At 64.8% G+C, this 26679-nt stretch carries 24 protein-coding genes; 13 read left to right on the forward strand and 11 right to left on the reverse strand.

Going from position 1 to position 26679, the window contains the following annotated elements:
• Positions 1-22: 22 nt before the first annotated feature.
• Together sop2 and AMS69_RS00415 are read right to left on the reverse strand one after the other, a co-directional pair.
• Positions 23-733, reverse strand: coding sequence for a sensory rhodopsin II (sop2, locus tag AMS69_RS00410; protein WP_053966134.1), 711 nt, complete (start codon positions 731-733; stop codon positions 23-25).
• Between the two features lie 2 nt (positions 734-735).
• Positions 736-2937, reverse strand: a complete 2202-nt coding sequence (locus tag AMS69_RS00415; protein ID WP_053966135.1) for a methyl-accepting chemotaxis protein — start codon at positions 2935-2937, stop codon at positions 736-738.
• Between the two features lie 393 nt (positions 2938-3330).
• On the opposite strand from AMS69_RS00415, the gene AMS69_RS00420 reads away from it, so the two are divergent.
• From AMS69_RS00420 to AMS69_RS00430, 3 genes are all read left to right on the forward strand, one after another.
• The gene (locus AMS69_RS00420) at positions 3331-4287 is read left to right on the forward strand and encodes an NADPH:quinone reductase (RefSeq protein WP_053966136.1); all 957 of its coding nucleotides are present in this window, start codon (positions 3331-3333) and stop codon (positions 4285-4287) included.
• Between the two features lie 61 nt (positions 4288-4348).
• Positions 4349-5059, forward strand: a complete 711-nt coding sequence (locus AMS69_RS00425) for an SDR family oxidoreductase (protein ID WP_053966137.1) — start codon at positions 4349-4351, stop codon at positions 5057-5059.
• Positions 5060-5254: 195 nt separating this feature from the next.
• The gene (locus AMS69_RS00430) at positions 5255-6592 is read left to right on the forward strand and encodes a sodium-dependent transporter (protein WP_053966138.1); all 1338 of its coding nucleotides are present in this window, start codon (positions 5255-5257) and stop codon (positions 6590-6592) included.
• A gap of 181 nt (positions 6593-6773) precedes the next feature.
• Here AMS69_RS00430 and AMS69_RS00435 read toward each other — a convergent pair whose 3' ends face one another.
• Entirely contained in the window at positions 6774-7754 is a 981-nt protein-coding gene (locus AMS69_RS00435) for a DMT family transporter (protein WP_053966139.1), read from the reverse strand.
• 224 nt (positions 7755-7978) lie between these two features.
• Here AMS69_RS00435 and AMS69_RS00440 point away from each other — a divergent pair, with 224 nt between their 5' ends.
• A complete protein-coding gene (locus tag AMS69_RS00440) occupies positions 7979-8770 on the forward strand; it encodes a helix-turn-helix transcriptional regulator (RefSeq protein WP_053966140.1) in 792 nt (263 codons plus the stop codon).
• A 15-nt stretch (positions 8771-8785) separates the two neighbouring features.
• Here AMS69_RS00440 and AMS69_RS00445 read toward each other — a convergent pair whose 3' ends face one another.
• A complete protein-coding gene (locus AMS69_RS00445) occupies positions 8786-9409 on the reverse strand; it encodes a uracil-DNA glycosylase family protein (protein WP_053966141.1) in 624 nt (207 codons plus the stop codon).
• 141 nt (positions 9410-9550) lie between these two features.
• Between AMS69_RS00445 and AMS69_RS00450 the strand changes: the two genes are divergently transcribed.
• The 4 genes from AMS69_RS00450 (at position 9551) to AMS69_RS00465 (ending at position 14569) form a co-directional block, all read left to right on the forward strand.
• Complete coding sequence (locus tag AMS69_RS00450; RefSeq protein WP_053966142.1) at positions 9551-11101, forward strand: acyl-CoA carboxylase subunit beta; 1551 nt, start codon at positions 9551-9553, stop codon at positions 11099-11101.
• 2 nt (positions 11102-11103) lie between these two features.
• Positions 11104-11409: a hypothetical protein gene (locus AMS69_RS00455; protein WP_053966143.1), complete on the forward strand. Its 306-nt coding sequence runs from the start codon at positions 11104-11106 to the stop codon at positions 11407-11409.
• Between the two features lie 140 nt (positions 11410-11549).
• A complete protein-coding gene (locus AMS69_RS00460; RefSeq protein WP_053966144.1) occupies positions 11550-13394 on the forward strand; it encodes an acetyl-CoA carboxylase biotin carboxylase subunit in 1845 nt (614 codons plus the stop codon).
• Positions 13395-13621: 227 nt separating this feature from the next.
• Entirely contained in the window at positions 13622-14569 is a 948-nt protein-coding gene (locus tag AMS69_RS00465) for a biotin--[acetyl-CoA-carboxylase] ligase (RefSeq protein WP_053966145.1), read from the forward strand.
• A 20-nt stretch (positions 14570-14589) separates the two neighbouring features.
• Here the strand turns inward: AMS69_RS00465 and AMS69_RS00470 are convergent, their stop codons facing one another.
• The 6 genes from AMS69_RS00470 to pan1 all read right to left on the reverse strand — a co-directional run bounded on the left by AMS69_RS00470 (position 14590) and on the right by pan1 (position 19877).
• Positions 14590-15069, reverse strand: coding sequence for a universal stress protein (locus tag AMS69_RS00470; RefSeq protein ID WP_053966146.1), 480 nt, complete (start codon positions 15067-15069; stop codon positions 14590-14592).
• 72 nt (positions 15070-15141) lie between these two features.
• Complete coding sequence (locus AMS69_RS00475) at positions 15142-15600, reverse strand: SHOCT domain-containing protein (protein WP_053966147.1); 459 nt, start codon at positions 15598-15600, stop codon at positions 15142-15144.
• 33 nt (positions 15601-15633) lie between these two features.
• Entirely contained in the window at positions 15634-16659 is a 1026-nt protein-coding gene (locus tag AMS69_RS00480) for an amidohydrolase family protein (RefSeq protein ID WP_053966148.1), read from the reverse strand.
• Positions 16660-16680: 21 nt separating this feature from the next.
• The gene (locus AMS69_RS00485; protein ID WP_053966149.1) at positions 16681-17904 is read right to left on the reverse strand and encodes an HD domain-containing protein; all 1224 of its coding nucleotides are present in this window, start codon (positions 17902-17904) and stop codon (positions 16681-16683) included.
• Between the two features lie 61 nt (positions 17905-17965).
• Positions 17966-18547 carry a DUF420 domain-containing protein gene (locus AMS69_RS00490; RefSeq protein WP_053966150.1) on the reverse strand — a complete coding sequence of 194 codons (582 nt, stop codon included), beginning with the start codon at positions 18545-18547 and terminating at the stop codon, positions 17966-17968.
• A gap of 115 nt (positions 18548-18662) precedes the next feature.
• A complete protein-coding gene (gene pan1, locus AMS69_RS00495) occupies positions 18663-19877 on the reverse strand; it encodes a proteasome-activating nucleotidase Pan1 (protein ID WP_053966151.1) in 1215 nt (404 codons plus the stop codon).
• 155 nt (positions 19878-20032) lie between these two features.
• On the opposite strand from pan1, the gene AMS69_RS00500 reads away from it, so the two are divergent.
• Positions 20033-20773 (forward strand): NAD(P)/FAD-dependent oxidoreductase, encoded by a 741-nt coding sequence (locus AMS69_RS00500; RefSeq protein WP_053966152.1) that lies wholly within the window; start codon positions 20033-20035, stop codon positions 20771-20773.
• Here AMS69_RS00500 and AMS69_RS00505 read toward each other — a convergent pair.
• A complete protein-coding gene (locus tag AMS69_RS00505; protein WP_053966153.1) occupies positions 20758-21819 on the reverse strand; it encodes a M48 family metalloprotease in 1062 nt (353 codons plus the stop codon). The two genes, AMS69_RS00500 and AMS69_RS00505, sit on opposite strands and share 16 nt — an antisense overlap.
• A 100-nt stretch (positions 21820-21919) precedes the next feature.
• On the opposite strand from AMS69_RS00505, the gene AMS69_RS00510 reads away from it, so the two are divergent.
• The 4 genes from AMS69_RS00510 to AMS69_RS00525 are packed head-to-tail and all read left to right on the forward strand — an operon-like array spanning position 21920 to position 26662.
• Positions 21920-23032 (forward strand): DUF4129 domain-containing protein, encoded by a 1113-nt coding sequence (locus AMS69_RS00510; RefSeq protein WP_053966154.1) that lies wholly within the window; start codon positions 21920-21922, stop codon positions 23030-23032.
• A complete protein-coding gene (locus tag AMS69_RS00515; protein WP_053966155.1) occupies positions 23032-23778 on the forward strand; it encodes a DUF7269 family protein in 747 nt (248 codons plus the stop codon). The genes AMS69_RS00510 and AMS69_RS00515 overlap by 1 nt, the downstream gene beginning before the upstream one ends.
• Entirely contained in the window at positions 23775-25100 is a 1326-nt protein-coding gene (locus AMS69_RS00520) for a DUF58 domain-containing protein (RefSeq protein ID WP_053966156.1), read from the forward strand. The genes AMS69_RS00515 and AMS69_RS00520 overlap by 4 nt, the downstream gene beginning before the upstream one ends.
• A complete protein-coding gene (locus AMS69_RS00525) occupies positions 25097-26662 on the forward strand; it encodes a DUF7519 family protein (RefSeq protein ID WP_053966157.1) in 1566 nt (521 codons plus the stop codon). Before AMS69_RS00520 ends, AMS69_RS00525 begins: the two co-directional genes overlap by 4 nt.
• Positions 26663-26679 lie beyond the last annotated feature (17 nt).

Raw genomic sequence — 26679 nt, forward strand, 5'->3', positions numbered from 1 at the left:
CTCACTCCGTTCGCGTCCCTCGCTAGTCTCCCGCAACCGCCGTCGGCTCCTCGGCAGTCTCACCGGCTGAGCCGAGGTCAATCATCGCCAGCAAGGCAATGACGCCGAAGCCGACTTTGGTCACCACGTCGAGGTAAACAATCACGAGTGTCGCTGTCTCGACGTCCATTAGTCCCAGTCCCGCCGCACCGAGCAGCCACACGGCTGGGTACACCAGCCAGAGAACGACGACAAAGTTCCGGAGCGTGCGGTACAGGCTGATCTCTACGTCGGACAGGGTCGACTTCGCAGCCACCGCGATGTTCCGGTAGAGCAGAAAGATGACGCCGCCGAACAGCGCCGCACCGACTGCAAACAGCAGGTAACTCACTGGCGACGCAGTGATGGCACCGGCAAAGCCGAAGACGATAGTTAACGCCTGCAACACGACAAGCTTCACCGTGTCCCGCCGGCCCGCGCCAGCGAGCAGTGCCAGGAACCAGACGTTGAGCGGCGTCGTCAACAGCCAGTCAGCGTAACGGATGACGTACACTGTGTGGCCGCCGCTCTGTATCGACCCGAAGCCAAGCGCCATCAGCGCGTAGGCGACGATGGCGATACCCGGGATTGCGATCAACAGCAGGTACCGCTTCCGTGTCTCTTCTGGGACGAGCGTGTAGCCGTACGCCAGCACCGCCGTCCCGAGCAGTTCACCCAGTAGTCCCAGCGTGAACCAGGTCGTTATCGTTGCCATTGTTAGTCGTCCCCCACCGCGGCCGTGCTGTCGGAGCCCGTCCCGGCGGAGCTTTCGACGGTAAAGCGGTCCAGTAGCGATTCGAGGTCGTCAGCCCGCTGTCGGAGCTCCGTCGCGGAGTCCGACACTTCGTCGATGGACGCGGACTGGTCCTGTGCCGCGCCGGCCACGGTGTCGGCCTCCGTCGCCGTCTGCTGGCTGATGGTCGTCAGGTCGTCGATGGTCCCCATCACGTCCTGTGCGGTCCGGGCCTGCTCCTCGGTCGCCCGGTCGATTTCCTGAATACCGGTGTCGACCTCCTCCGTGTACTCGACGATGGTCTCCAGCGCGTCGACGGTCTCCTCGACCGTCGAGACGCCTTCGGTGATCCGTGCACTGGTCGACTCCATCGTCTCGACGGTGTCGCCGGCCTGTTCCTGAATGCCTTCGATGCGCTGTTCGATATCGGCGGCGGCCTCCTTGGTCTCCTCCGCGAGACCCTTGATTTCGTCGGCGACGACGGCGAAGCCCTCGCCGTCGCCGTCCGCGTGCGCGGCCTCGATGGAAGCGTTCAGAGCGAGCATGTTCGTCTGCTCAACGATGCTCGTGATGACGCCGACGATTTCACCGATCTCGTCGAGTTCCTCGTCGAGCGCGTTGATCTCCGCGACGGTCTCGCCGGTCTCGTCCTCGATTGCGCTCATCTCCGCGATGGCCTCCTGTGCGGCCTCGCGGCCGTCCTCGCCGACCTCGGCGGCCGACTGGGACGTGTCGGCGACCTGCTGGGCGGAGGAGGCGACTTGCTGTGCGGTCGCCGAGAGATTCTGCATCTCGGCAGCCGCCGATTCGAGGCCTTCGTTTTGCTCGGTCGTGCCCTCGAAAATCTCGTTTATCGACTTCGACACCTGCTTGCTGGCCTGATCGACTCGTTCCGCGTTCGAGTTAACACGGTCGCTAGACTGGATGACGTTGGCCGCGAACGCCTTCATGTCCGCAATGGTGTCTTCGAGTGCGTCCAGCGTCGTGTTGATGTCCTCGCCGACCTCCGCCATCGCGTCGTTCATACTGTCCGTCTCCACCCGCGCGGTGAGGTCGCCGGCGGCGGCGGCCTCCAGCGCGTCGCTGTACTGCTGGGCCTTGAGTTCGAGGTGGCCGGTCAGCGCCTCCATCTCGTTGCGTTCGGATTCGACATCCTCGCGGGCCGCCTGTGCCTGCTCTTTGGCCTCCTCGGCTTCCTGCCGGGCAGTTTCGGCCTCGGAAATCTGCGTTCGGAGGTTCGTCCGCATGTTGTCGAAGGCCGCATAGAGCGTTCCAAACTCGTCTTCGCGGGACGTATCGAGGTCAACGTCAAGCTCACCATCGGCCATCGATTCGGCCTTCACCGAAAGCCGCCGTAGCGACGCAATCGTGTTGCCACCGATCGTGACCCCGATGAGTCCGAGGTTGACGACGGCGAGCAGGATGAGCGCGATGAGGTCGGAGTTGATCTGGTCGCTCAGCGCGTAGGCGACCTCCGGGTCGGAGTGAACCATGACGACCCAGTCTTTCGACTCAAGGGCGCTCAGCCCCATCAGCATGCTGTCAGTCTCGTGGAACGCGCTCTCGCCGGGTTCGAGCGTGCCCAGTGGGTCCGACTCCATCCGCGAAATCGGTGCCGTCGACCCTATCATCGAGACGTTGGGGTGGGAAACGAACTCGCCCTCAGTGTTGACGACCGTGGTAAATGACCCATCGCGCTGGTTCGATATCTGATCGGCCTTCTCTCGGAGGTCGATCATGTACACGAGCGCTCTGTCTTCGTCTCCGGGGACCGGCGAAACGACGGCAACTATCGGGTGGTCAACGACCGAGACAGAGAACGGCTCTGTCACATGCGTGTCGTCGGCGTCGTCGAACTGTGGCGGGTCCGTTGCGAACGGGGCCCCCTGCTCGGCAGCGTTGACCCCGACGAAGTCCTGATTCGAACTGGCGCGAATCTCGTTTGTCTCGGTGTCGAAGTAGTGCACTGCAACGACACCGGGTGGCAGTTCCTCGTTGGACCGTAGCTCCGCCAGTCGTTGCTGTTTCTCCGCTGCTGTTCCGTCAGTAAACACGGGAAGTCGCGACACCGACCGGACGTTCCGGCGCGATGTTGTCACCCATTCATCCAATTGTTCGGCTTGCGTCTCTGACAGCGCCGTAATGTCGTCTGCCACATCTTCCTCAAGGGTGGCGGACGCCTGCACGCTTGTCAGGACCCCAACAGCGATAATGACAATTATCGCAAATGAAAGTGCCAGCCCGAGTCTGGCAGCGTAACTGCCAGCAATAAAACTCGGGAGTGGCGAATCCCTATCTGGTTCCATCATCCATTTCTATGCAAACATCCTAATAAAGGGTTGGTGCGCAATTTTCACCGTTGATAAACGACATGGCCAACAGCGGAAATCCCTCGCCTCGCAACGGCTAACAGTGTAAGATCTGGCGCTCGGATGACGTACACTACAGTTGCCGGGCTGAGCACTGACCCGCTGCTGTCAGCGATGCCGCTTCGTGGACGGCGATATGCAGAGACCCGCATTCGAGTCCGCCCGGCCTGTGGGGAAAGGTTTTCCCGATACCACCAGAGGCATACGCCAATGCGTGCTGTACGATTCCACGAATACGGCGGGACAGACGTACTTCGTGTCGACGACATCGAACGACCTACACCGGGCCCGGAGGAGGTCCTGCTCGAAGTAGAGGCAGCGGCGGTTAATCCGGTCGATACGTACTTCCGGACCGGCGACTACGAGCCGGGCGAACTGCCCTGGATACCGGGGTCGGACTGTGCTGGGACCGTCGCCGCGACTGGCGAGCGCGTGGCTTCTGTCACCGAAGGCGACCGAGCGTTCGCGACCGGACTGGGCAACTGGCTCCAGGGGACCTGCGCAGAGTACGTCACTGTTCCCGAATCACATCTGGCGCAGCTCCCTGAAGCGGTGTCCGCGGAGGCAGGCGCGGCCGTCGCGCTCGTCGGTGTCACCGCCTGGCAGACGCTCGTCACGGCGTGCTCGCTGGAGCCGGCCGAGCGAGCGCTGATTCACGGCGGGAGCGGCGGCGTCGGCCATATCGCGGTCCAGTTGGCTGCGGCGAACGGGGCGCAAGTCACGACGACAGCATCACCGAACTACCACGACCAACTGGTCGACCTCGGCGCGGACGACGTGTTCGACTACAGCCGAGGAGACCTCGCCGACGCGGTAGTCAAGGCCGGCGCACCGGACGTGATTCTCGACCACCGGCTCGACGACTATCTCGCGTTCGACGCCGAGGTGGCCGCGCAGGGCGCGCGGATCGCCGCTATCGGGAACACCGACCCCGCGGCGACGTTCGAGAACGTCCCGCGCTGTCGGGCGAAAGCCCTCAGTGTCCACCACGTCTCGATGTTCAACACGCCCGAGTTCAGCGCGGTGCTTGCCCGGCTCGCGACGCTCATGGCCGAGGACGAACTGGCGCCGGTCGTCGCCCGCCGCTACGACCTCGAAGACGTCCCGACCGCTCACGACGACGTGCTGAACGACAGCTTCCTCGGCAAGCTCGTCGTCACGCCGTAGCCGAGCGCCAACAGGGGGTAGCGGACGGACCTTTATTTTCCTGCTACTCGTTGTCACAGGTATGTCAGCAGAGTTTAATTTCGACGGCGAGGTAGCACTGATCACGGGCATTGGTGGGGCACTGGGGAGCGCGGTCGCGGACGCCTTCCTCAAAGCCGATGCGACCGTCTGTGGCAGCGACATCATCGAACCGAACACTGAGGATTTCCTGTTGTCTGAGCCCGAGCGAGTCGACTTCTACCAGGGAGATTTCAGCGACGAGGACGATGTGGCCGAAGTCATCGACACCGTGATTGCGGACCACGGACGGCTTGACTACCTGTTGAACATCGCCGGCACCTGGCGCGGGGGCACACCAATCGACGAGACGGACGTGGACACGTTCGATTTCCTGTTCGACGTGAACCTCAAAACGATGTTCCTGGCGTCGAAACACGCGATTCCGCACCTGCGGGACACGGAGGGCGCGATTGTCTCCGTGTCTGCGCGAACGTCACTGGAGGGTGGTGAGGGCGACGGCATCTACCGGGCGACGAAGGCCGGCGTCCGACTCCTGACCGAGACAATCGCGGAGGAGAACCTCGGATCCGTCCGGGCTAACGCTGTCATGCCGAGCGTCATCGATACCCCGATGAACCGCGAGATGATGCCCGACGCCGACACCGAGTCGTGGGTCGACCCGAGAGACATCGCAGCGGTGATACTGTTTCTCTGTTCGGAGGCCGCAACCGTGACGAGCGGCGCAGCGGTTCCGGTGTACGGCGAGGTCTGACCCGCAACCGGTTCGGGCCAGCCCTGCATATCGCACAGTCACACACCCGAAAACAGTCAAAAATTCAATAACACGGCTCGCTCAGGTGCTGCCACTCAGTTTCTGGAAGCGTGTTTCAATCCAGACACTATCGGCCCGTATCGTCAACTGGAATCACGGTGGTTTTTATACCCCAACATAATATGCCGCATCACAATGAGTGACAGAGAAACGTGGGCCTCACGGCTCGGGTTCCTTCTCGCAGCGATCGGTAGCGCAGTCGGTCTCGGAAACATCTGGCAGTTCCCGTTCAAGACCGCGACAAACGGTGGCGCAGTGTTCCTCGTCTTCTACCTCGTCGCCGTGTTGCTCATCGGCTTCCCGGCAATGTTAGCAGAGTTCATCATCGGACGGCGAACGAACCGTAATGCCGTCGACGCGTTCGCTGAACTCGGATTCAAGCAGTGGCGGGTCGTCGGTGGCCTCGGCGTCTTTACGGGGTTCTGGATTCTCTCGTATTACAACGTCGTCGGTGGATGGGTCATGCGGTATATCCTCGGTAGCGCAACGGGCGCATACTTCGGAAACTCCGCGGAGTACTTCGGAGCCATCTCCAGTGGCCCGGAAGCCGTCGTCGGACAAGCGCTGTTCCTGCTCATCTGTGTCGGCATCGTCGCAGTGGGTGTCGAGGACGGTATCGAGAAGGCGACGAAGGTGATGGTCCCCAGCATCGTTCTCCTCATGCTTGGGATGGCGGCCTGGGTCACCACGCTCGAGGGAGCGGGGGCTGGCTACAGCTACTTCCTCTCCCCGGACTTCTCCACGCTGGCGGCGAACGCTGGCGACCTGATTCCGTTCGCAGTGGGCCAGGCGTTTTTCACCCTCTCGCTGGGGATGGCAGCCATGATTACTTACTCCTCGTACATCGGTGACGACGAGAGCCTCCCGGTCGATGGCGGCATCATCGTCGTGACGAACACACTCGTCGGTGTGCTGGCCGGGCTCGTCGTGTTCCCGATTCTCTTCGCCATCGGCATCAGTCCCGACACCAGCGGCCCGTCGGCCATCTTCGTCGCGATGGCATCGGCGTTCCCACAGCTACCGGGGGGACGACTCCTCGGCGTCGTGTTCTTCGGTGTCGTCCTCATCGCCGCAATCTCCTCTGCCATTAGCCTGCTCGAAGTTGCAGTCTCCTACGGCGTCGACAACACGTCGTACTCGCGGGTGTCGCTGTCAGCGATGCTCGGGGCTGTGCTGTTCGTGCTCGGCTTCCCGTCGGCCTGGGACCTGGCGTGGTTCGGCTGGTTCGACACGCTCGCGTACAAGCTGTTCCTCCCGCTGTCGGTGCTGCTCATCCTCGTGTTCGTCGGCTGGGTGCTCTCCTCGAACGCGGTTGCTGAACTCCGACAGGGAACGGGTGGACTCCGGGCGTTCGGCCCGGCTTGGCTCTGGATGGTCCGGACAGTAGTCATCCTCGGTGTCATCCTGACGCTGGGCCTCGGACTACAGACACTCCTCCTCGCTGAGGACCCCGCGATCATCCCGCCGATATAACCGACGTACGGCATCGGTTTCCCGCCGCCTTCTTCTCGGTCGTTCGTAGTGACCGCCCAGAATGTGCGGTCGTCACAAGAAATAGCGACAGAAGGCCAGACATCGTTTCGCGGGATGTTGCGTCTCTCTCACGCATCGTCTAGGCGGTTGCCAGCAGGCATATGGCCCCCTAACGTCTGTCTCAGTCGGACTCGAATCCGCGCGGCTCGTCCGCAATCCCCAGACTTTCCGACACGGTGTCAGTCTCGTCAGTAGTACCCGGGAGCAGTGCCCGGATGTCGACCGACTCGCTGCCAAGTACCACGAAGCCCGTGAAGATCGTCAGGAAGCCCGCCACTGCGGTCGGGGTGATCGCCTCGCCAAGCAGGGCCCACCCGCCGAGCGTCGACACGACGGGGACCACGTAGAAGATGAGGTTGGCCTGGATTGCCCCGGTGACATCGAGCAGGCCGAAGTAGGCGATGTAGGCGATTGCCCCGGCAAAGATACCGACGTACAGCAGGGCCGCAATCGCGGTCGGCGACCAGACCGCCGTGGCTGCTGATTCGCCCATACCGATGCTCAGCGCGTGACAGAACGCAGCGGCGACGGGGAGCGCCCACGCGGTTCGGACCGTACTCGACAGGCCGCCGCCGGACCAGCGGATGAGGACACTGCCCAGCGCCGCGCTGGTCGCGCCAGCGAACAGGACGAGCTTGCCGATGCCCCCGCTCAAGAGCATCGCCGGGTCGGGGCTGACGACGAGGCCGACGCCGAGCAGGCCGATAACCATGCCGAGACCACCGCGGGCCGAAAGTCGCTCGTCGGAAAGCAGGAGCGCGGCGAACACCGGTGTCAGTATCGGATTGAGACTGAACACGATAGCGGCAACCGCGCTGGTGGCGGACTGCTGGCCCACGAATATCAGCGCGTTCGTGAGACCGAGCGCGAACAGACCCGTCGAAAGAATCCCCAGCACGTCGCCGCGAGTCCGTGGGAGCAGTTCGTCCCGGGACCGCGTCACGGCGACGTAACCGAGGAGTACGACAGCGGCGATATCGAACCGCAGGGCGACGAACAGAAGCGGCGGGAGATACGACAACCCGGCCTTCGCACCGACGAAGGTCCCGCCAAGCAGGACACTGGCAACGGCAGCGAGGGCGAACGCTCGGCGCGAAATCATGCCACCACCTCGTATATGTTTCCTGAAACAACTGCACAGCCGACAGAGAGAACACGTGGAGAAACCTGACTCATCGTACTCTATAGTATGATATCCGGACGTATAGTTCCGTTTAGAAAATCTTACATAACGCGAAACAGCTGAATACCCGTGGCGGATATTCACGGTGTGAAATTATTTCATAGTGCGAAAGCGCTTTAGCACGGACCCCATAACGTGACGATATGGAATCGGCGCTCGAAGAGATCGAGTTCCTCGCGCTCTCGTCGAACCGGGTCGGGGTGTTACGGCTTCTGGCAGCAGGGCCTCACTCACGCGGGGACCTCGCAGCCGAAACCGGTGCGTCACAGGCGACGCTCGGGCGTATCATCGCTGACTTCGAAGAGCGGTCGTGGATCCGCCGAACTGGGGGCGAGTACGTCGCGACGGCGACAGGCCGCATCGTCGCTGACGGGTTCATCGACCTGCTCGACAGCCTCGAAACCGAGCAGCGACTTCGCGACATCGTCCAGTATCTGCCCACCGATGCGATGGACTTCGACCTGCAACATCTGGCCGACGCGACGATAACTGTCCCGAGCCAGACGCGCCCGAACGCGCCGGTCCAGCGACTCCTTGACCTGCTGCGGGACGCTGAGGAGGTCCGGACGTTCTCACATGCGTTCAACGACCAGGCAATTCGGGTCGTTCAGGAGCGGGTCACCGCCGACGAACAGCGGTTCTCGGGCGTGTTCTCGCCCGGCGCGATAGACGCACTGGCAGCAGACGACCGGCTCAGGAGTCGGCTCGAATCGCTGCGTTCCGAACCGAACGCGTCGGTCAGGGTCCGAAACGACGGTGTGCCACTCGCGGTGATGATCGCCGACGACGTTGTGCATCTGCTGTTGCGGGACGACAACGGCGTGCTACAGGCGTCGGTCGATACGACCGCACCGGCCGTCCGCGAGTGGGCAATCGAGACGTTCGACACGTACTGGGACTCGGCCGAGCCGCTCTCGGAGGAGTGGTCGCTGTAATAAGCAATCGAACCGCTACCGGACCAGATACGGGTCGTCGTTCGGCAGGAACCGCCCGAGGTCCGCCTCGCGGCGGTAGTCGGTCTTCAGCAGCGCAGTCAGCGCGTTGACGAGGGCGTCCTCATCGTCATCGGTCCACTCCGCAGGCTCCTTGATGGGGTAGACGAGCCAGCCGCTGCCGAGTACCTCGGTCCCGTGCAGCGCGTCCATGTCGATCGAGTCGGTCGGCTCGGCCGTTGTGTTCGCGAACACGTGTCGCGTGGCGCGCTCGCCGACGGGCAGGAGGACGTGGGCCGTGATGGCCCGGAGTTCCGTGTCGAACAGCGGTTCCTGGGCCTCGTAGTCGGCGTCTGTCGGCGGGTCGCCGCCGCACATATACAGATATGACAGGTACGTCTTCTCGACGGTCGGCGGAGTGCCGGCTTCGGCGAGCAGTCCGGCCTCGACGAGCGTCCGCTGGAGGCGTTCGCCCGCGGGATTATCGGTAAACGGGATGCCTGACGTTTCGCCACCGTGGACGCCGGGGTGGTCGCCGATGACGTGGAAGTGGGCATTGGCATCGCCGTACCCCGGCACAAACGGCTCACACGGGGCGTCGAAGCCGAAGGGGTTGTGCTGGCGGGCCGTGACGTTCTTCACGCGCGATAGCAACAGGCCGCCGCTCAAAACTCCGCCGGTTTCGGCCACCGAATACGGGAAATAATGGTTAAGTTTGATAACGCTTTTCTCGGATGCCCGCAAGGAGTCGGATATGTTCCGGTCCGGGAGAAGTGATGTGGCGTGAGCCACGACGACCGTGTCGAGGACCTTCGAGAACGAAAAGCCGAGGCCAAGCGGGGCGGTGGCGAGGAACGGATCGAGGCGCAACACGACCGCGGGAAGCTCACCGCGCGTGAGCGCATCGACTACTTCCTCGACGACGGCACCTTCGTCGAGATCGACTCGCTCCGTGAACACCGCTCGACGAACTTCGACATGGCCGACAAGAAAGTACCCGGCGACGGCGTCGTTGTCGGCTACGGCAAGGTCGACGGCCGCCGAGTGTACGTCTTCGCCCACGACTTCACCGTCTTCGGCGGGTCGCTGGGCGAGGCCTTCGCCCAGAAGGTCTGTAAGGTGATGGACAAGGCCATCGAGACCGGCGCACCCATCATCGGCCTGAACGACTCCGCCGGCGCACGCATCCAGGAGGGCATCGACTCGCTTGCGGGCTATGCCGACATCTTCCACCGAAACCAGCAGGCTAGCGGCGTCGTCCCGCAGATTTCGGCCATCATGGGGCCGTGTGCCGGCGGCGCGGTGTACTCCCCCTCCATCACGGACTTCGTCTACATGGTCGAGGAGACCAGCCACATGTTCATCACCGGGCCGGACGTCATCGAGACGGTGACCGGTGAGGAGGTCGGCTTCGACGAACTCGGCGGCGCGAAGACCCACGCCTCCGAGTCCGGGGTGGCCCACTTCACGGCCGCCGACGAGAAGGAAGCGATGGACGACATCCGCTACCTGCTGTCGTATCTTCCCCAGAACAACATCGAGGACCCGCCGCGGGTCGAACCCTGGGACGACCCCGAGCGCCGGGACGAGGCACTGAAGACGGCTGTGCCCGACGCCCCACAGAAGCCCTACGACATGACGGACGTCGTCGGACGCATCGTCGACGAGGACTCCTTCTTCGAGGTCGCCGAGGACTTTGCGCGCAATATCGTCATCGGGTTCGCCCGCATGGACGGCCACAGCGTCGGCGTCGTCGGCAATCAGCCCCGGGTCAACGCCGGGACCCTCGACATCAACGCCTCGCGGAAGGGCGCTCGCTTCGTCCGCTTCTGTGACGCGTTCAATATCCCCATCCTGACGTTCGTCGACGTGCCCGGCTTCATGCCCGGCAAGGACCAGGAAACGAACGCCATCATCAACCACGGCGCGAAGCTCCTGTACGCCTACTCCGAGGCGACCGTGCCGCTGGTGACCGTCATCACGCGGAAAGCCTACGGCGGGGCCTACGACGTGATGGCCTCGAAGCACATCGGCGCGGATATGAACTACGCCTGGCCAACCGCCGAAATCGCCGTGATGGGGCCACAGGGCGCGGTCAACGTCCTCTACGACGACGAACTGGAGGACGCCGACGACGTGGAGGCCCGCCGCCAACAGCTCATCGACGAGTACCGCGACGCCTTCGCCAACCCCTACACGGCGGCCGAGCGCGGCTTCGTCGACGACGTCATCGAACCCCAGGAGACCCGCCCGCGGCTCATCGACGACCTCGACCTCCTTCGAGGGAAACGCAAGGACCAGCCAGACCGCAAGCACGGTAACATCCCACTATGACGATGGCAGCCGACACCGACTCGGCGGTCGACGCCGAACTGGTCGCGGAAATCGCTGCTCAGCTCGACGACGCCTCGACGGACGAGGCGGCCGCCATCGCCGTTGCTATCGGCGCACACCTCACCGACCGCCAGCGCGCGGCGGCAGCGGCCGCGGCCGCCGCGGCGGCAGACGACGGTGACGGCTGGGACGGCAAGCAGTGGTCGTTCTCCGGACGCGTGGAAGCCACGCAGAAACGGTCCGTGCGGGTCCGCTCGGGCGCGCCGACTGACCCCTGGAGTGCCGCCGGCCGCGCCCAACGGTTCTAATCGCGGACAGTTCTTCTGTCAGTTATTCGGCGACGCCTTGAGCGGGTTTGTGGCCATGTTCCATACTAACATGATTATATATGTAAGATTGGCCGCTATCTGCGCATAGTTTTATGGGCCGACTCTCAGTATGAGGGCGTATGTTCGATAAGGTGCTCGTCGCTAATCGCGGGGAGATAGCGGTGCGCGTGATGCGCGCATGCGAGGAGTTGGGCATCGGCACAGTGGCCGTCTACTCTGACGCCGACAAGCACGCCGGGCACGTCCGGTACGCGGACGAGGCGTACAACGTCGGCCCGGCCCGTGCCGCCGACTCCTATCTCGATCAAGAAGCGATTATCGACGCGGCCAAGCAGGCCGACGCCGACGCCATCCACCCGGGATACGGCTTCCTCGCGGAGAACGCCGACTTCGCCGAGCGCGTCCAGGAGACGGAGGGAATCACCTGGGTCGGCCCGGAGAGCGAGTCGATGGAGGCCCTCGGTGAGAAAACGAAGGCGCGCAAAATCATGCAGTCAGCCGACGTGCCCATCGTCCCCGGGACGACCGACCCCGTCAAGGACCCCGAAGAAGTCGTCGAGTTCGGCGAGGAGAACGGCTTCCCGGTCGCCATCAAGGCCGAAGGGGGCGGCGGCGGCCGTGGGATGAAAATCGTCCACGACCCCGAGGAAGCCGAGGAGCAACTCGAAAGCGCAAAGCGGGAGGGCGAGGCGTACTTCTCGAACGACTCTGTCTATCTTGAACGGTATCTGGAGAACCCCCGCCACATCGAGGTCCAGATCATCGCCGACCACCACGGCAACGTCCGGCATCTGGGCGAACGTGACTGCTCGCTCCAGCGCCGTCACCAGAAGGTCATCGAGGAAGGCCCCTCGCCGGCCCTGAACGACGCTCTCCGCGAGAAAATCGGCAACGCCGCCCGCCGCGGCGTCCGCGAGTCCGACTACTACAACGCCGGGACCGTCGAGTTCCTCGTCGAGGAGGACACCGACCGTGAACCGGGCGAACTGCTCGGAGAAGACGCGAACTTCTACTTCCTCGAAGTCAACACCCGCATCCAGGTCGAGCACTGCGTCACCGAGGAGATAACCGGCATCGACATCGTCAAGTGGCAACTGCGGGTGGCGATGGACGAAGAGATCACCTTCGATCAGGACGACGTGGAGATCGAGGGGCACGCGATGGAGTTCCGCATCAACGCCGAGAACGCCGCCGACGACTTCGCGCCCGCGACAGGCGGCAGCCTCGACACCTACGACCCGCCGGGCGGTATCGGCGTCCGCCTCGACGACGCGCTCCGGCAGGGCGACGACCTCGTCACCGACTACGACTCGATGATCGCGAAGCTCATCACCTACGGCGGGGACCGCGCGGAGTGTATCGAGCGCGGGAAGCGGGCGCTCAAGGACTTCGATATCGAGGGGATTCCGACCGTCATCCCGTTCCACCGCCTGATGCTGACCGACGAGAAGTTCGTCGGCGGCACGCACACCACGAAGTACCTCGACGAGCAGCTCGACCGGACGCGCATTGAGGAGGCCCAGGAGCAGTGGGGCACTGTCACCGAGTCCGACGGCGACGAGGACGAGGAAGTCGTCGAGCGGGAGTTCACCGTCGAGGTCAACGGCAAGCGCTTCCAGGTCGACCTCGAAGAGCGTGGCGCACCGCCAATCAACGTCGGCGACGTGGATGCCGACGGCGGCAATCAGCCACAGCGGCCACGGGGCGGCAGTAGTTCCGACAGCGGCGGCGGCAGTGCCTCTACCGCCGAGGGTCAGGAAGTCGCCGCAGAGATGCAGGGGACGATTCTGGAGGTCAACGTCGACGAGGGCGACGAGGTCGAGGCCGGCGACGTCCTCTGCGTACTCGAAGCCATGAAGATGGAAAACGACATCGTCGCCGAACGCGGCGGCACTGTCAACGACGTGGCTGTCAGCGAGGGCGAATCAGTCGACATGGGCGACCTGCTATTCGTGATCGGCTAAATTTTTACTTCGGAGGGTGTTCTCGGCCGCTACGCGGCCTGCGGGCACCCTCACTCGCAAAAATTTAGTACAAAAACGACCGCCGAGTCGCGCTCTCCGAGCGCGCTCGGCGTGAAACCGCTCGCCGCGGCGAGCGGTATGCTTGAATCTCGCCACCATACTCCTAGCGACCGCACCGTCTCGCCGTCTGCAGACGTCTTTTATTCCGGCCCGCCGAACCCCCGCGTATGAACGAGACGCGCCACCGGGTACTCGACGCACTGGCGGACGGCCCCGTCTCGGGGCCGGAGTTGGCCGACGAACTGGACATCTCCCGCTCTGCGGTCTGGAAGCACGTCGAGGCCCTCCGCGAGGAGGGGTTCGAAATCGGGAGCGGCGACGCGGGCTACGCCCTCGATTCGGTGCCCGAGTTCGGGGCGAGCGCGGTCGAGTACGGGCTGGACGCGCCGTTTTCCGTCGAGTACCACGACAGCATCCCGAGCACGAACGCACGCGCTCGTGATCTTGCGGCAGATGGGGCATCAGGCACCGTCGTTCTGGCCGACGAACAGACCGGCGGCCGGGGCCGGCTCGACCGGGACTGGTCCTCGCCCAGCGGCGGCGTCTGGCTGTCCGTGCTGTTCCGGCCCGACGTGCCGATGGCGCACGCGCCGGTGTTCACGCTCGCGGCCGCTGTCGCGGTGACACGGGCGGCACGCGAGGCTGGTGTCGAGGCCAGCATCAAGTGGCCCAACGACGTGCTGGTCCGCCACGGCGACGGGGAGCGCAAACTGGTCGGCATCCTCACCGAGATGGAGGGTGAGGCCGACCGCGTCTCGTGGGTCGTCGTGGGCATCGGCGTCAACGCGAACGTCGACCCAGCGGACTTACCTGATGAGGCGGACCCGACGAGTCTCTCAGCCGAGCGCGGCGAGCCGGTCGACAGACGGCTGTTCACCCAGCGGTTGCTGGAAGAGTTCGACGCGCTCAGACAGGACCCGGCGGACGTCGTCGAGGCGTGGCGGGAGTACGCGACCACGCTGGGACAGCGGGTCCGCGTCGAGACGCCGGGGGGGACTATCGAAGGCGAAGCCGTGGACATCCAGTTTCCGGGTGCGCTCGTCATCGAGACAGAATCAGGGACAGAAATCGTGTCCGCGGGCGATTGTGAGCACCTCCGCCCGATTACTGAGTGAGCGCGACGACAGAGGACGCGTCACTGTGTGACGCCGGCAGGCTGCTCGTCCTCCGAGACATCTTGTGTCGTCGTCTCTACCGGAACGGTGACAACTGGGACGTGGGCTGACCGGACGACCCGTTCGGCGACGCTCCCCAGCAGCAGGCGGTCGATGCCGCCGCGTCCGTGGGTCCCCATCACGATGAGGTCACAGCTGTGCTGGTCCGCGTAATCGATGATTTCCCGGCTCGGGCTTCCCTCGGCCGTGGCCCGCGTGACAGTCAGATCGTCGGCAACGAGACGCTCCACCATGTCCAGCGCCATCTCGCCCTCGCGGTGGAGCGAGTCGGTGACACTCTCCCACGTCGGTTCGTGCGGGAGCGTCGAAAACCGGCCGGTATCAACGACGTACAGCGCGTGAATCTCGCTGTCGTGGGTTGTTGCAAGCGTTTTAGCGTGTGTGAGCACCGCCCGTGTCCCCGGCGACCCGTCCGTTGGCACCAGTATCCTGTCGTACATGCTGTACTGTTGACTGGCTGAACAGATATAGTTTGGTAACAGGCGACACACAACAATCAAGCGGGCGCTGGCTCAGTTCAACTCTCGGTTCCGCTCGGCCTCTGTTGCCCCGGAGCCGTCCAGAGACGGCTCGTCGAGAGCCTGTTCGAGCCGTCGTTCGAGTTCGGCTTCGGTTATCTCCCCCTTGGCGTAGCGCTCAGAGAGTCGTTCGACGGAGTCCGTCTCGCTAGCACTTGCCACACCTGTTGCGTGCTCGGCCTGCGTTTGTGCCGCGCTAGTCGTCGACGCCGTCGACTCGTCCTGACTGAAGACGGTCGACGCGACCCAGTAGACAGCATAGCCGATGGCCGCCAGAAACCCGATGGTGGCGGCCAGCGAGAGCAGTCCCATAATGAGACCGATGAGACCGAAGAACAGCCCGAACACAAACCTCACAGCTGCGATAACAACAAGGAACGAGACCAGCCCTAACAGGCCGTACAGGAGTAGCTTCAGTGGTGTACTCAGGGCGCGGTCAGTGGGGGAGGGCATTGCTCGGAGATACCATTTCCGCAGTGATAAGAATTATTCCGCCCCGGGGTGGACGACGTGCCGGACGTCAGCCGTCCCTGCCCGGCGGACGACGGCCCGAACGGGGTTTCGCGCCCCGGAGAGGTTGTCGGAGTCGCCGTCGAGGACGAGCAGGCGTGCCGGGTGGCCGGGCTCGACAAGCCCGCCGCCGAGACCAGCGATTTCGGCCCCGTTTACCGTCGCCATCCGCAGCACCTCGCGGGCCGAGAGGTCGTACAGTTTCGCGGTGAACTCCATCTCGCGGAACATCGAGGGACTGTTGAGCATGACGTTGTCCGTCCCGAGCGCGACGGTCGTCCGCCCGGCCAGTTCCTCGACCGGTGGGCGGCCCACGTCGGTGACGATGTTCGACCGCGGGCAGACGACGACCGGGATTTCGCTGTCGGCGACCCGCTGGAGGTGCAGCGGCTCGGCGTGGACCATGTGGACGAGAAAGTCCGGGTCAAGATCAAGCGCGGGGTTGATATCGGAACTGTCAACCTCGCCGGCGTGGATGCCGAACAGTTTGCCGGCCTGTCGGGTCGCGCGGCGCTCCACCCCGAACTCGCTGTCGTTGGCCCCGCTCGCGCCGAACCCGTCGGCCAGTTCCATCGCGTCGGTCGTCTCGCGGCCGAGAATCACGCTCTCAAGCGACGCGTCCGAGAGCGCGTCGCGTATCGCCTCGACACCCTCGACGCCGCCCTCACGGAACTCGATGAACGCGCCGGTCCCGGCCCGCTCCATGAACGACAGCGACCGCGCCATCGCTGAAATCAGTTCGTCCCGGTCGGCGTCCCGGAGCAGCCGATGTTTCAGGCCGTCCGGCGGCGCGACCAGTTCCGAAAGCGAGAGCCCCTCGCCGGCCTCCTTGGCGATTGAATCACCGATGTGGGTATGGGCGTTGACGAACGACGGCACCACGATGTCGTCACTGTCGACCGCCGTCTCCTCGATGGCGGCTATCTCCCCGTCCTCGACGACGACGCGGCCCTCGACGGCCTCGAACGACCGTCCCGTGAGAATCGTCCCTTCAACAATCATGTTCCCTGTTCGCCCGCTCTCTCAGTTAAACTCATCGAGGGTCGCGTGGAGGCCGGGCCGCACGTCCCGGACTCTGGCCCCGTCGAGGTCCAGTCCGAGCTCGCGGATGGCCGCCGCGCCGACCCGCTCGCTTTCGCCCTCTGGCGCGTAGACGCCGAGCCGCCACTGGTCGCGCTGGGCGGCGCGGATGGCGTTGACGAGCGTCGACTGCTCGCCGAGCCGACGAACTTCGCCGTTGACGAGGACGCGGCTGCTCGACTCGGTCATGGACGGCTCGGGCGGCACATCGAGGATGACGGCGTCGCTGTCGACGTTCGCCTCGTCGGCGATAGCCCGCTCCATCGCCCCAACGGCCTCGTGGCCGGCCGTCAGCACCTCCTCGGGCACGGCCCCCCACTCCGCCCAGACGGCGCGCTTGTACAGGTCCCGCTGAGTCAGCCGCCGCGCGTACGCCGCAGTCGGCTCGCACTGTCTGAGCGCTACGAGCAGGTCGTTGTCGTCCCACCGGCGCAGCGTCTCGGCGGTCGTGTCGGTCGCGGCGAGCAGTTCCTCGGTCCCGCGGCGCAGCATCGACTTGGCGATGCGGGCGACGTGGTGCTGGTAGACGGTCGGGTTCATCAGCGCCCGCGCGAGCAGGAGCGACTCGGCCGTCTGGACGTTCCCCTCGTCCAAGACGAGTTCCCCGTCGACGAAGCTCAGTTCCCGGACCAGCCGCTCGTGGTCGATAGTCCCGTAGGGGACGCCGGTGTGGTGGGCGTCACGGACGAGATAGTCCATTCGGTCGACATCCAGCTCGCCGGAGACGAGCTGGCCCAGTTCGCCCTCGCCCGCGACAAGGCCGGCCACCCGGTCGGGATTGAGCCCGTGTTCGGTGAGCACGCGTGCGACGGGACCGTCGCCGAGCAGTTCGTCCACGTCGTCGTGGTACTTGCCCGTCCGGCGGTGGATGAGCGCCTCGACGTTGTGGCTGTACGGCGAGTGCCCCACGTCGTGGAGTAGTGCCGCGGCGCGGACCCGTTCGGCCTGCTGGCCCTCGATGCCGAGGTGGGACAGCGCCCGGTCGGCGAGGTGGTAGACGCCGAGCGAGTGCTCGAATCTGGTGTGGTTCGCCGAGGGGTAGACGAGCGTCACGGTGCCGAGCTGTGAGATGTGTCGGAGCCGCTGGACCGGCGGCGTGTCGAGCAGCGCCGCCGCGACGCCCTGGACCTCGATGTGGTCGTGGACGCTGTCCTTGATTGTGGTCATCGCCCGGGCCTACGGCGGCGGCCGGCAAAATCGTTCGCCACCGCACGCGCCGGAATCAGAGCTACCGGGGAACCCAGCCGTAGATGTGGTTCAACATCACGTACGTCACGAGGCCGAGAAAGAGGCTCAGCCCCCAGGCTGAAACGGCAATACGGCCCACACGAGCGTGAATTGTCTCCCGGAGTTCGGCGGGAGAGTGGGTCAGCCCGAGGACGACGGCGTGGACGACGACCGGCACGGACACCGCGGACAGCAGGATGTGGACGGCGAGCATCACGATGTACGCTGTCCAGACGGCCCCCTCGGCGACGATCTCCTTCTCGAAGCCGCCGCCGACCTTGAGAATATACAGCGCCAGAAACACCATGATGAGCGTGAACGCGGTCAACATCGCTGCGCGGTGTTTCTTGACCTGGTTGTTCTTGATGAAGTAGACGCCCGCGATGATTGCGAGCAGGGCGATGCTGTTGACGACGGCAATTGCGTCACCCAGCAGGATGACAACGTCCCGCGAGAACTCGGGGAGCGGCAACACACCGCCGAACGCGCCGAACACGAGCGCGTAGCCAACGACCGAGACGACAGCGGTGACGAGCCGCGGGCGAGCGCGGGCACGCGACTGGAGAGTGTCTGCGACGGCCATACACGCAGTTCAGGCCCGGAGTGGTAACTGTGTTCTGAAACGGGCGAGAACGGCACCGCGATTGCCGGCCGGGCGGCTACTGGCTCGGCACACAGTAGAGAAAGCGTCGCCGAAATCAGGCGAAGGTCCGGGAAACGTCCTCGTCGTCGGTCTCTTCCTGCTGAATCTTCTCCCAGGCGTCGTGGAAGTCGGCCATCGTGACCTCGGTCCGGTCGTCGCGGATGGCGAACATCCCGGCCTCGGTACAGATGGCTTTCACGTCAGCACCGGAGGCGTCCGTTATCTCTTCGGCCAGTGCCTCGAAGTCCACGTCGTCGGAGACGTTCATGCTGCGGGTGTGGATCTGGAAGATCTGCTTGCGACCTTCGAGGTCGGGGTTCGGGACTTCGATGAGGCGGTCGAAGCGGCCGGGGCGGAGGATGGCGCGGTCGAGCATATCGAAGCGGTTGGTCGCCGCGATAATTCGGATGTCGCCGCGGTCGTCGAAGCCGTCCATCTCCGAGAGCAGTTGCATCATCGTCCGCTGGACCTCGGCGTCACCGGAGGTCTTCGACTCGGTCCGCTTGGCCGCGATGGCGTCTATCTCGTCGATGAAGACGACGGCAGGCTCTTCCTGACGAGCCAGTTCGAACAGGTCGCGGACGAGTTTTGCGCCCTCGCCGATGAACTTGTGGACCAGCTCGGAGCCAGCCATCTTGATGAACGTCGCGTCGGTCTCGTTGGCAACGGCTTTCGCCAGCATCGTCTTCCCCGTGCCGGGCGGGCCGTGCAGCAGGACACCGCTTGGCGGGTCGATGCCCACGTCCTCGAACATCTCGGGGCTCTTCAGGGGCATCTCGACGGTCTCGCGGACCTCTTCCATCTGCTCTTCGATGCCGCCGATGTCGGCGAAGGTCACGTCCGGCGACTGGTCGACCTGCATCACGCGGGCGCGAACGTCAGTCTCGTCGTCGAGTTGCTTGACGATAGACAGGGAGTTGTTGACGGCGACGCGGTCGTCGGGTTCGAGGTCCTCGCGCATCTCGTCGGTGACCTCCGTCAGGGCCTCCTGGTTGTTGCCGTGCTGTTTGATAATCACGCCATCGCTGGAGAGTTCCTGCACGGTCGCGACAAACAGCGGTGACTGCTTGAGCTTCTTGTTCTCGTGAGTGAGCCGTTCGAGCTTCTGCTGGTACTTGTTGTTCTCCGCGTTCGCGTCCAGCAGCTTGTCGCGCATCTCCTCGTTCTGGGATTCGAGCACCTCCAGCCGCTCCTGCAGCGCCTCGATCTTCTGTTGCTGAGACGCGTCATCGTCGTACGGCATATCGACTTCGTCGACGGTGTCGGTCATTACGACGCCTTTAGTAGGTGTATCGTTATGAGGCTTCGGGTAGGCTCAGAAACTGTATCGCCCGGCGTGTGCCCTGAGTGGCCTGTTACTGGCCGCTCTCCGTCTATAGGTATCAAACCGGCACGTTTCTTTGCCCCCACTGGAAACATCTGCCCATGCCAACCGACCGCGAAGAAGTCATCATCGTGGGCGGAGGCGTCGCCGGACTGTCGGCGGCGATCTACACCGCTCGCGCCGACCTGTCGACACGCATCATCTCGACCGGCGAGTCGATACTGAACCGCAACGCACACCTGGAAAACTACCCCGGATTCCCGGCGGGAATCAATCCCCGGCTCCTGCTGGAACTGATGCGGGCGCAGGCGCGGCGAGCCGGGGCCTGGTTCATCGACGGCGAAGCCGAGACGGTCGAGCGAACCGAGGGCGGCTTCGAGGTGACCTGTGCCGATGGCGAATCATACGACTCGACGTACCTCGTCGCCGCGTCCTGGTCGGACCCGTCGTATCTGGACGGACTGGATCTCTCGCTCATCGACCGCGGGTCGAAGCAGTTCATCTCGACCGACGAGCAGGGTCGGACCGATATCGAGGGGCTGTACGCGGCCGGCCGGCTGGCCGAGCAGCATCACCAGACCATCGTCGCCGCGGGCCACGGCGCGCAAGTCGGGCTCACACTGATAGAGGATTCGGACATCGACTTTTATCACGACTGGACCGCCCCGGAGGGATATTTCACCGACCGCGACCGCCCGGTTCCGCCGGGCTGTGAAGAAATCGACGAGGCAGAACGCAAGCAACGCGAACAGGAGTCACTGGAGGTCATGCGGCGGTACTTCGAGGAGCCGATGCCCGGTGAACCGACGATGCACCCGAGCGTCGATCAGGATTCGGACTGACCCAGTTCGAGCGAGCGGGCGACGGACTGCAGTCGCTCGATTCGCTCGGCCGTCGGCGGGTGTGACCGTGTTTCGATGGCCAGCGAATCGCTCGACGCCTCCGTATCGAACCCGTATGGCAGGAAGCACAACCCGCGGACGCCCGCGTACGCCGAGCGCTTGTCGGTCCCGGGGCGGTCGCCGCCGTCAAGCGTCTCTAACGCCCCGACGAGCGCGGCGGGGTCGCCGGTCAACTGGGCCGCGCTCCGGTCGGCGGCGAACTCCCGAGCGCGCGACAGCGACCGCCCGAGGACGACAACGGGGGCAGTGAACACACCCAGCGCGACGCCGCCGAACAGGACTGTCACCGCGAACAGGAACAGGAACCCAAGCGTGAACGAGAGGCTTCCGAAGGGGGCCTCAAGCACCCGGGCGCTGAACACATATGCGAGGCCGAGCGCGAGCAATCCAAGCGCGTAACGGCTTCCGCCCGGGAACAGGTCGGCAATCGGGTCGTACTCGCCGTTTGTCAGCGACGGGAGGAAGCTGGCCAGCGTCATGACAGTTGCGTCGCGGTTGGCGACGTGCATGAGTTCGTGGGCCAGCACGGCGTCGAGTTCGTCGCCGTCGAGCGCCGAGAGGAGTCCCTCGCTGACGACCACCGTCGCGCCACCGAGCGTCCCGATAGCGAAACTGTTCGGTACCTCGGCGTCTGTGACGGCAATCCGTGGCGGCGTGAGGTCGGCCAGTTGCGCGAGCCGCTGTACTCGCTCGTGGAGGTCGGGGTACTCCTCGGGGCCGACGAGACGCGCGTCGACCTCGGCCATCGTCTGGGCGCTGGTGTATCGGAGCTGTGCCCAGACGAACGCCACGAGCGCCGGAACGAGGATCGCTACCCACCAGGCGATCCGCGCCGACGCGCCACCGAACGGGAGGGCGGTGGCAACGGTATCCCGTACCGGGGCAAGCCAGGGCGTTAGAAGCACTGCCGCGGTAGCGACCACAGCGATGTCGACGGCGAGGAGGAGCAGGAGAGTCCACAGCATCCGGCGGGTCAGTGTCCGCATAGGTTAGTTCTGCTATACCCACAGCGGATGAAAGGTTTTCTGCTCACCCAGTCCAGCAGTGAGGGAAAGTATTTACTCTGCCGCTGGAAACGGTGCCGTAGTGTCAACAAAGCTGGTACGTGCCGCCCTCGCCCTCCTCTGTGCGGTTGCTGTCCTGTTCGGCACGGCGCTGTTTCCCGGCGCTCTCGGTGTCGAATTCGAGTCGAACGGCCCCCTCGACAGCCGAGCGAGCGAGCCGACCACACCCACGGGGACAGCGCCCGGCGAAGTCGACGGTGGGCCGACACCGGTAGCGACCAGTGATGGAGCAGAGACGACGCCACGAGCGACGAGCGATGATCCAGCGGCGACAGCGACGCCAGCACCGACGGAGACAGCGACAGAAACGCCGGGAGCCAGCGGTGGCAACGACGGTGGGTCCTCAGTGCTGGTGAAACTGTTCGGGCTGGTGCTGATCGGCGGGTTCGGCGTCGTTGCAGTCAGTGTCATTCGGGCCGCATCGAACGCCAAGGGTGACGGGCCGACAGCGGCTGGACTCCACCTGCATCCGATTCTGGATACACTCGTCGGGACAGTGGTCTCAGCAGTTTCGGACGGCGCGGTGGGGCGGACTCTCGGCCGGATTCCGAAGGTAACGACCGCCGCGCTACTCTCGGGATCGTCGGCGCTCGCACGAGTCGGGGCCGGTATCGCTGCCGTCTCCGGCGGTATCCTGTCCGGACTGGCGACAGGGTTCGGGTCGGTCGGCACGATGTCACTGCGGGGGATCGCCGGGCTGCCGAGTGCGCTCGGGTCGCTCTCAGTCGCGCCGTTCAGAGCGCTGCGCGGCTTCGGCGGATCCGGCGGCTTCCTTGCCTCAGTTCGGAGTGGCGTCGACAGCCCGTCGCTGTTTGGCTCATCGGATACAGCGTCCGGGCGGTCAGCGGCCGCCGAATCGACGGCAGAGGCGGACGACGGGCCGGACATCGATTCGCTGTCAGTGCAGGAAGCCTGGGCACTGCTGGCTGACCGCGTGTCAGTGCCGGACCCCGAGACGGCAACGCCCGGGGAGTACGCTCGCCGAGCTATCGACAGCGGGCTTCCGGAAGCGCCCGTGCGCCAGCTAACAACCATCTTTCGGGAGGTTGAATACGGCGGGCGGTCGGCGACCGGAGAGCGAACAGAATCGGCTCGGACCGCCCTCAGAGACCTCCGGAGCCGAGGTGACGACTGATGAGTGACACGGAATCGCGGGACGGGCAAGGGGGAACCGCTCGGGCGACCATCGATGTCAGCGTCGACCGCCCGGCACCGGGGCGTCGGTTCGTCCGGTACACCCTGCTGGGACTCGCTGCACTTGCTGGCGCTGTGTTCGTCGTCACCTTCCCATCGGTGCTTCCGAACGTCGGGAGCGGGACAACCAGGCAACTACAGCTTGTCGCAAGCGTCAGCGCCGCTGCTGTCGGCCTTTTCGGCCTGTACACCGTTGTTCGGACACAGGAATCGACGCTGCCACCGGTACGAGGGAGACAACCGCGTGAGCCGTATCACGACGATTCGGGTGACGAGCCAACGGAACTGCTCGATGAACTACTGGAACCGAAAGCGACACAGGCAGACTCCGGCGCGCTGGTCGGCGACGACATCGACGAGTTGCTTGCAAAAATCGACGGGCGTGTCGACCCCTATAACGGCCTCGAAGCGAGCTATGCGTCGGAAATCAGGAACAGGCTCCGCGAGGCCGCGCGACAGGTGCTGGTCGAAACGACGGAGCTGTCGGCAGAGGCAGCAGCCCGAGAAGTTCGAGCCGGGTCGTGGACGGACGACCGCCGGGCACTAGCCTTCCTCGGGGGTCCGGACGCACCCGATCCGCCCATCGAGATGCAGCTACGGGACTGGGCCAGCGGTTCGGGGTTCGACCGGAAGGTTGAGGCTGCGGCGGCCGAGATACGACAGCTCCAGCGGGGTGAGCAGTCGTGAGCACGCGCGAGACCACACAGCGCAACGTCGGCGTCTCGGCCGCACTGGTTGCCGGCGGAGCCGGCATCGTCACCGGGAACCCGGCGGTTTTCATGGTCGCGGCGGTGGCGCTGGTGTATGCGGCCTATCAGGCGGCTATCGGTGACCCCGAACCAGCACTCACGGTCGAGCGTCACGTCGAACCGACCGACCCGCTCCCCGGGTCAGAGGTGACAGTGACGCTGACACTCACGAACGACGGGGGCGCGACGCTGCCCGATGTTCGCGTCCTCGACGGCGTCCCGGAGCGGCTCGAAGTCATCGACGGCTCACCGCGATTCGGGACTCACCTCGAAGCCGGTGCGTCGGATTCGGTCACCTACGCCGTCGAAGCCCGGCGCGGCGACCACGCGTTCACCGACGTGGCGATCGCCTGCCGGAACCTGACCGGGACCGTCGAATTCGCCGAGCAGGTCACCGTCGAGACGACGCTCTCGTGCAGTGCCAGTGTGGACACCGTGCCGCTTTCGGGCCAGACGCTGGCACAGTCCGGGCGTGTGCCGACGGACGCCGGTGGGAACGGGCTCGCGTTCTACGCGATCCGCGAACACCAGTCCTCGGACCCGATGAGCCGCGTCGACTGGAACCGTTTCGCGAAGACGAACGAGCTAGCGACAGTCGAGTTCAAGGAGACACGAGCGGCCACCGTCGTCACGCTGGTAGATTCGAGACATCCCGTTGCGGGTACCGCAGGCGCACCCACGGCCGTGCAGTTCTGCGTCTACGCGGCCCAGCAGGTCGGCGCGGCGCTTCTGGCGATGGATAACCGCGTCGGGGCCGCCGTCTACGACAGTTGCGAGACGCTGCAGCCGTCGGCTAATCGGGCACAGGAGCAGCGATTAGAGGCGTTTCTGGAAGCGGTTGTGAGCGGGTCGGCCGCCAGGTCGTCAGGGAACCGTAATTCGTGGCTACGCGACACCGACACCCGAACCCGGCGAATGCAATCGCCGACCGAGACAGCAGACCGGTACGGTATCACTGACGGCGGGGACGCGGTGGCGACGCTCGACCGCTCGATACCGAGTGAATCACAGGTCGTATTCTGTACACCCCTGCTCGACGACCGGGCGGCCGATGCGGCGAAACGGCTCGCCGCGTACGGACACGCGGTCACAGTTGTCAGTCCGGAGATGACAACGGGTGACAGCCCGGGAACGACTGTCGAGCAAATCGACCGAACAGCCCGCCTCGATACGCTTCGAGGCACAGTTCGAGTCGTCGACTGGACGCCCACGGACCCGCTCGCTAAAGCCCTCATTCGCGCGACGGAGCGGTGGGCATGACGGAACTCGACAGTCGACCGGCGGCATCGAGTGCGGCGCTGGCCGGGACGGTCGCGATGCTCGTTTCGCTCGGCCTCGGCCTCGCTGTCGTGGACCCGATACCGGTGCTGGCCGGCTTCCTCGGCGGGCTCTGTATCGCGGCCGGGGTCTGGGCGCTCCGCAGCGATGCCCACGAGCGTATCGCCTCCGGCAGCGTCGCCATCGTCATCGGTGCGGGCGTGTTCTGTGGGACCGCGCTGCTGGCGGCTGACTACTGGTCGCTCGTTGCGGCGCTCGGGTTCCCGCTGGCCGCCACGCTCGTCGTTATCGACGCGAGTAGCGGGTTGGTGCCGCCGGCCGACGCGTCGGACGAACTCTCGACAATGCTCGACGAGAGTTTCGTAGTGCTGGTGGCCGGCATTCTTATTACAATCGTCTGTGCCGTCGCGGCTGCCGTCAGGCTGCCCTGGGTGCTCGTCCGTGTCGTCACCGGCCTCTCTCTCCATCCGCTCGTGGGCTTTGTGACGCTACAGGCTGGGGTCCTGACCGCCCTGTTGTTGCTGGACCGGGCGACGGAGACGCTGGAGTCGTGGATTCCGGCACCCACGGCGACGACCGACCGAGCGCTCGGGCGGCTAGACCTGCTAGGGCGAAGCTGGTGGGACATTGACTCCTCCCTCAAAGCCGCCGTGGGCCTGCAGTTGCTCGTGGCGTTTATGCCGACAGCACAGGGACTGTTTGACCGTTTCCTCGATACTCTCCCGGTGCTCGGGCCGGCTCTACGGGTCGCCTTCAGTGGTCCGCTCCATCTCCCCCTTGCGGTCGGGCTTCTAGCGCTACTGTGTATTCTTGTCGTCGAACGGCTCCGACAGTGGCTGCGACAGTGGCTGGGGGACAACCCCGGACGGTTGCTGGCGCGGCAGACCGGCAGTATCGTACTCCCCGTGATACTGCTGCTGGGCGCGCTGGTCCTTACGACCGCTGGCGTGACCCGGCGAGTAGCACCCACGTATGCCGGGGGCGGCCACTATGGCTCGGCTACTGTGTTGCTCCTTGGCGTCTTGATCTCGATCGTCGTCCTCCGTGGACTCGTCACACTACTGTCTGAGCTAGTCGATTCGGAGTTGCTATCCCGGCAGACAGCAGGGTTCGCCGCTGGAAGCGGGCTCCTGTTCGTCATGACGTTGCTCGGTGCTGAGCGCGGACTCACACCCATACTCGTCCTCGTCGGGAGCGCAGCGGCGCTGCTGGTCTGGGACACCGGCGCGCACGCCAGCAGTATCGGGCAGCAACTGGGCCGAGACGCCGACACGACCGACAGCCAGTTCGTCCACGTCACCGGAACCGCGGCCGTCCTCGCCGGGGCCATTCTCCTCGTGCTGCTCGTTCGCTACGTACTCATCCCGGTCGCGGTTCCGACTCCGTCGGCCGGACTCTCGTTCAGTTCTGTAGTCGCACTCGGGCTGGTTCTGCTGGCGATAGCCGCGTTCACCCTCGCACTGAACGCGCACGACGGAAGACCGCGTACCAGCAGTGACGGGAGCAGCAATCGGAGTGAGCAGACTGCCGGCGACAGTGACTAGTGCCGCCGGAGAGACAG

Origin of the sequence: Haloarcula rubripromontorii, from assembly GCF_001280425.1 — an archaeon.
In the GTDB taxonomy this organism is placed as follows: domain Archaea; phylum Halobacteriota; class Halobacteria; order Halobacteriales; family Haloarculaceae; genus Haloarcula; species Haloarcula rubripromontorii.

Coding starts and splice junctions, on each gene's coding strand:
- AMS69_RS00490 (WP_053966150.1), bottom strand. CDS start 18,547: ATGGCCGTCGCAGACACTCTCCAGTCGCGTGCCCGCGCTCGCCCGCGG.
- AMS69_RS00500 (WP_053966152.1), top strand. CDS start 20,033: ATGCCAACCGACCGCGAAGAAGTCATCATCGTGGGCGGAGGCGTCGCC.
- pan1 (WP_053966151.1), bottom strand. CDS start 19,877: ATGACCGACACCGTCGACGAAGTCGATATGCCGTACGACGATGACGCG.
- AMS69_RS00480 (WP_053966148.1), bottom strand. CDS start 16,659: ATGATTGTTGAAGGGACGATTCTCACGGGACGGTCGTTCGAGGCCGTC.
- AMS69_RS00440 (WP_053966140.1), top strand. CDS start 7,979: ATGGAATCGGCGCTCGAAGAGATCGAGTTCCTCGCGCTCTCGTCGAAC.
- AMS69_RS00430 (WP_053966138.1), top strand. CDS start 5,255: ATGAGTGACAGAGAAACGTGGGCCTCACGGCTCGGGTTCCTTCTCGCA.
- AMS69_RS00425 (WP_053966137.1), top strand. CDS start 4,349: ATGTCAGCAGAGTTTAATTTCGACGGCGAGGTAGCACTGATCACGGGC.
- AMS69_RS00465 (WP_053966145.1), top strand. CDS start 13,622: ATGAACGAGACGCGCCACCGGGTACTCGACGCACTGGCGGACGGCCCC.
- AMS69_RS00505 (WP_053966153.1), bottom strand. CDS start 21,819: ATGCGGACACTGACCCGCCGGATGCTGTGGACTCTCCTGCTCCTCCTC.
- AMS69_RS00435 (WP_053966139.1), bottom strand. CDS start 7,754: ATGATTTCGCGCCGAGCGTTCGCCCTCGCTGCCGTTGCCAGTGTCCTG.
- AMS69_RS00470 (WP_053966146.1), bottom strand. CDS start 15,069: ATGTACGACAGGATACTGGTGCCAACGGACGGGTCGCCGGGGACACGG.
- AMS69_RS00460 (WP_053966144.1), top strand. CDS start 11,550: ATGTTCGATAAGGTGCTCGTCGCTAATCGCGGGGAGATAGCGGTGCGC.
- AMS69_RS00515 (WP_053966155.1), top strand. CDS start 23,032: ATGAGTGACACGGAATCGCGGGACGGGCAAGGGGGAACCGCTCGGGCG.
- AMS69_RS00475 (WP_053966147.1), bottom strand. CDS start 15,600: ATGCCCTCCCCCACTGACCGCGCCCTGAGTACACCACTGAAGCTACTC.
- AMS69_RS00455 (WP_053966143.1), top strand. CDS start 11,104: ATGGCAGCCGACACCGACTCGGCGGTCGACGCCGAACTGGTCGCGGAA.
- AMS69_RS00420 (WP_053966136.1), top strand. CDS start 3,331: ATGCGTGCTGTACGATTCCACGAATACGGCGGGACAGACGTACTTCGT.
- sop2 (WP_053966134.1), bottom strand. CDS start 733: ATGGCAACGATAACGACCTGGTTCACGCTGGGACTACTGGGTGAACTG.
- AMS69_RS00485 (WP_053966149.1), bottom strand. CDS start 17,904: ATGACCACAATCAAGGACAGCGTCCACGACCACATCGAGGTCCAGGGC.
- AMS69_RS00525 (WP_053966157.1), top strand. CDS start 25,097: ATGACGGAACTCGACAGTCGACCGGCGGCATCGAGTGCGGCGCTGGCC.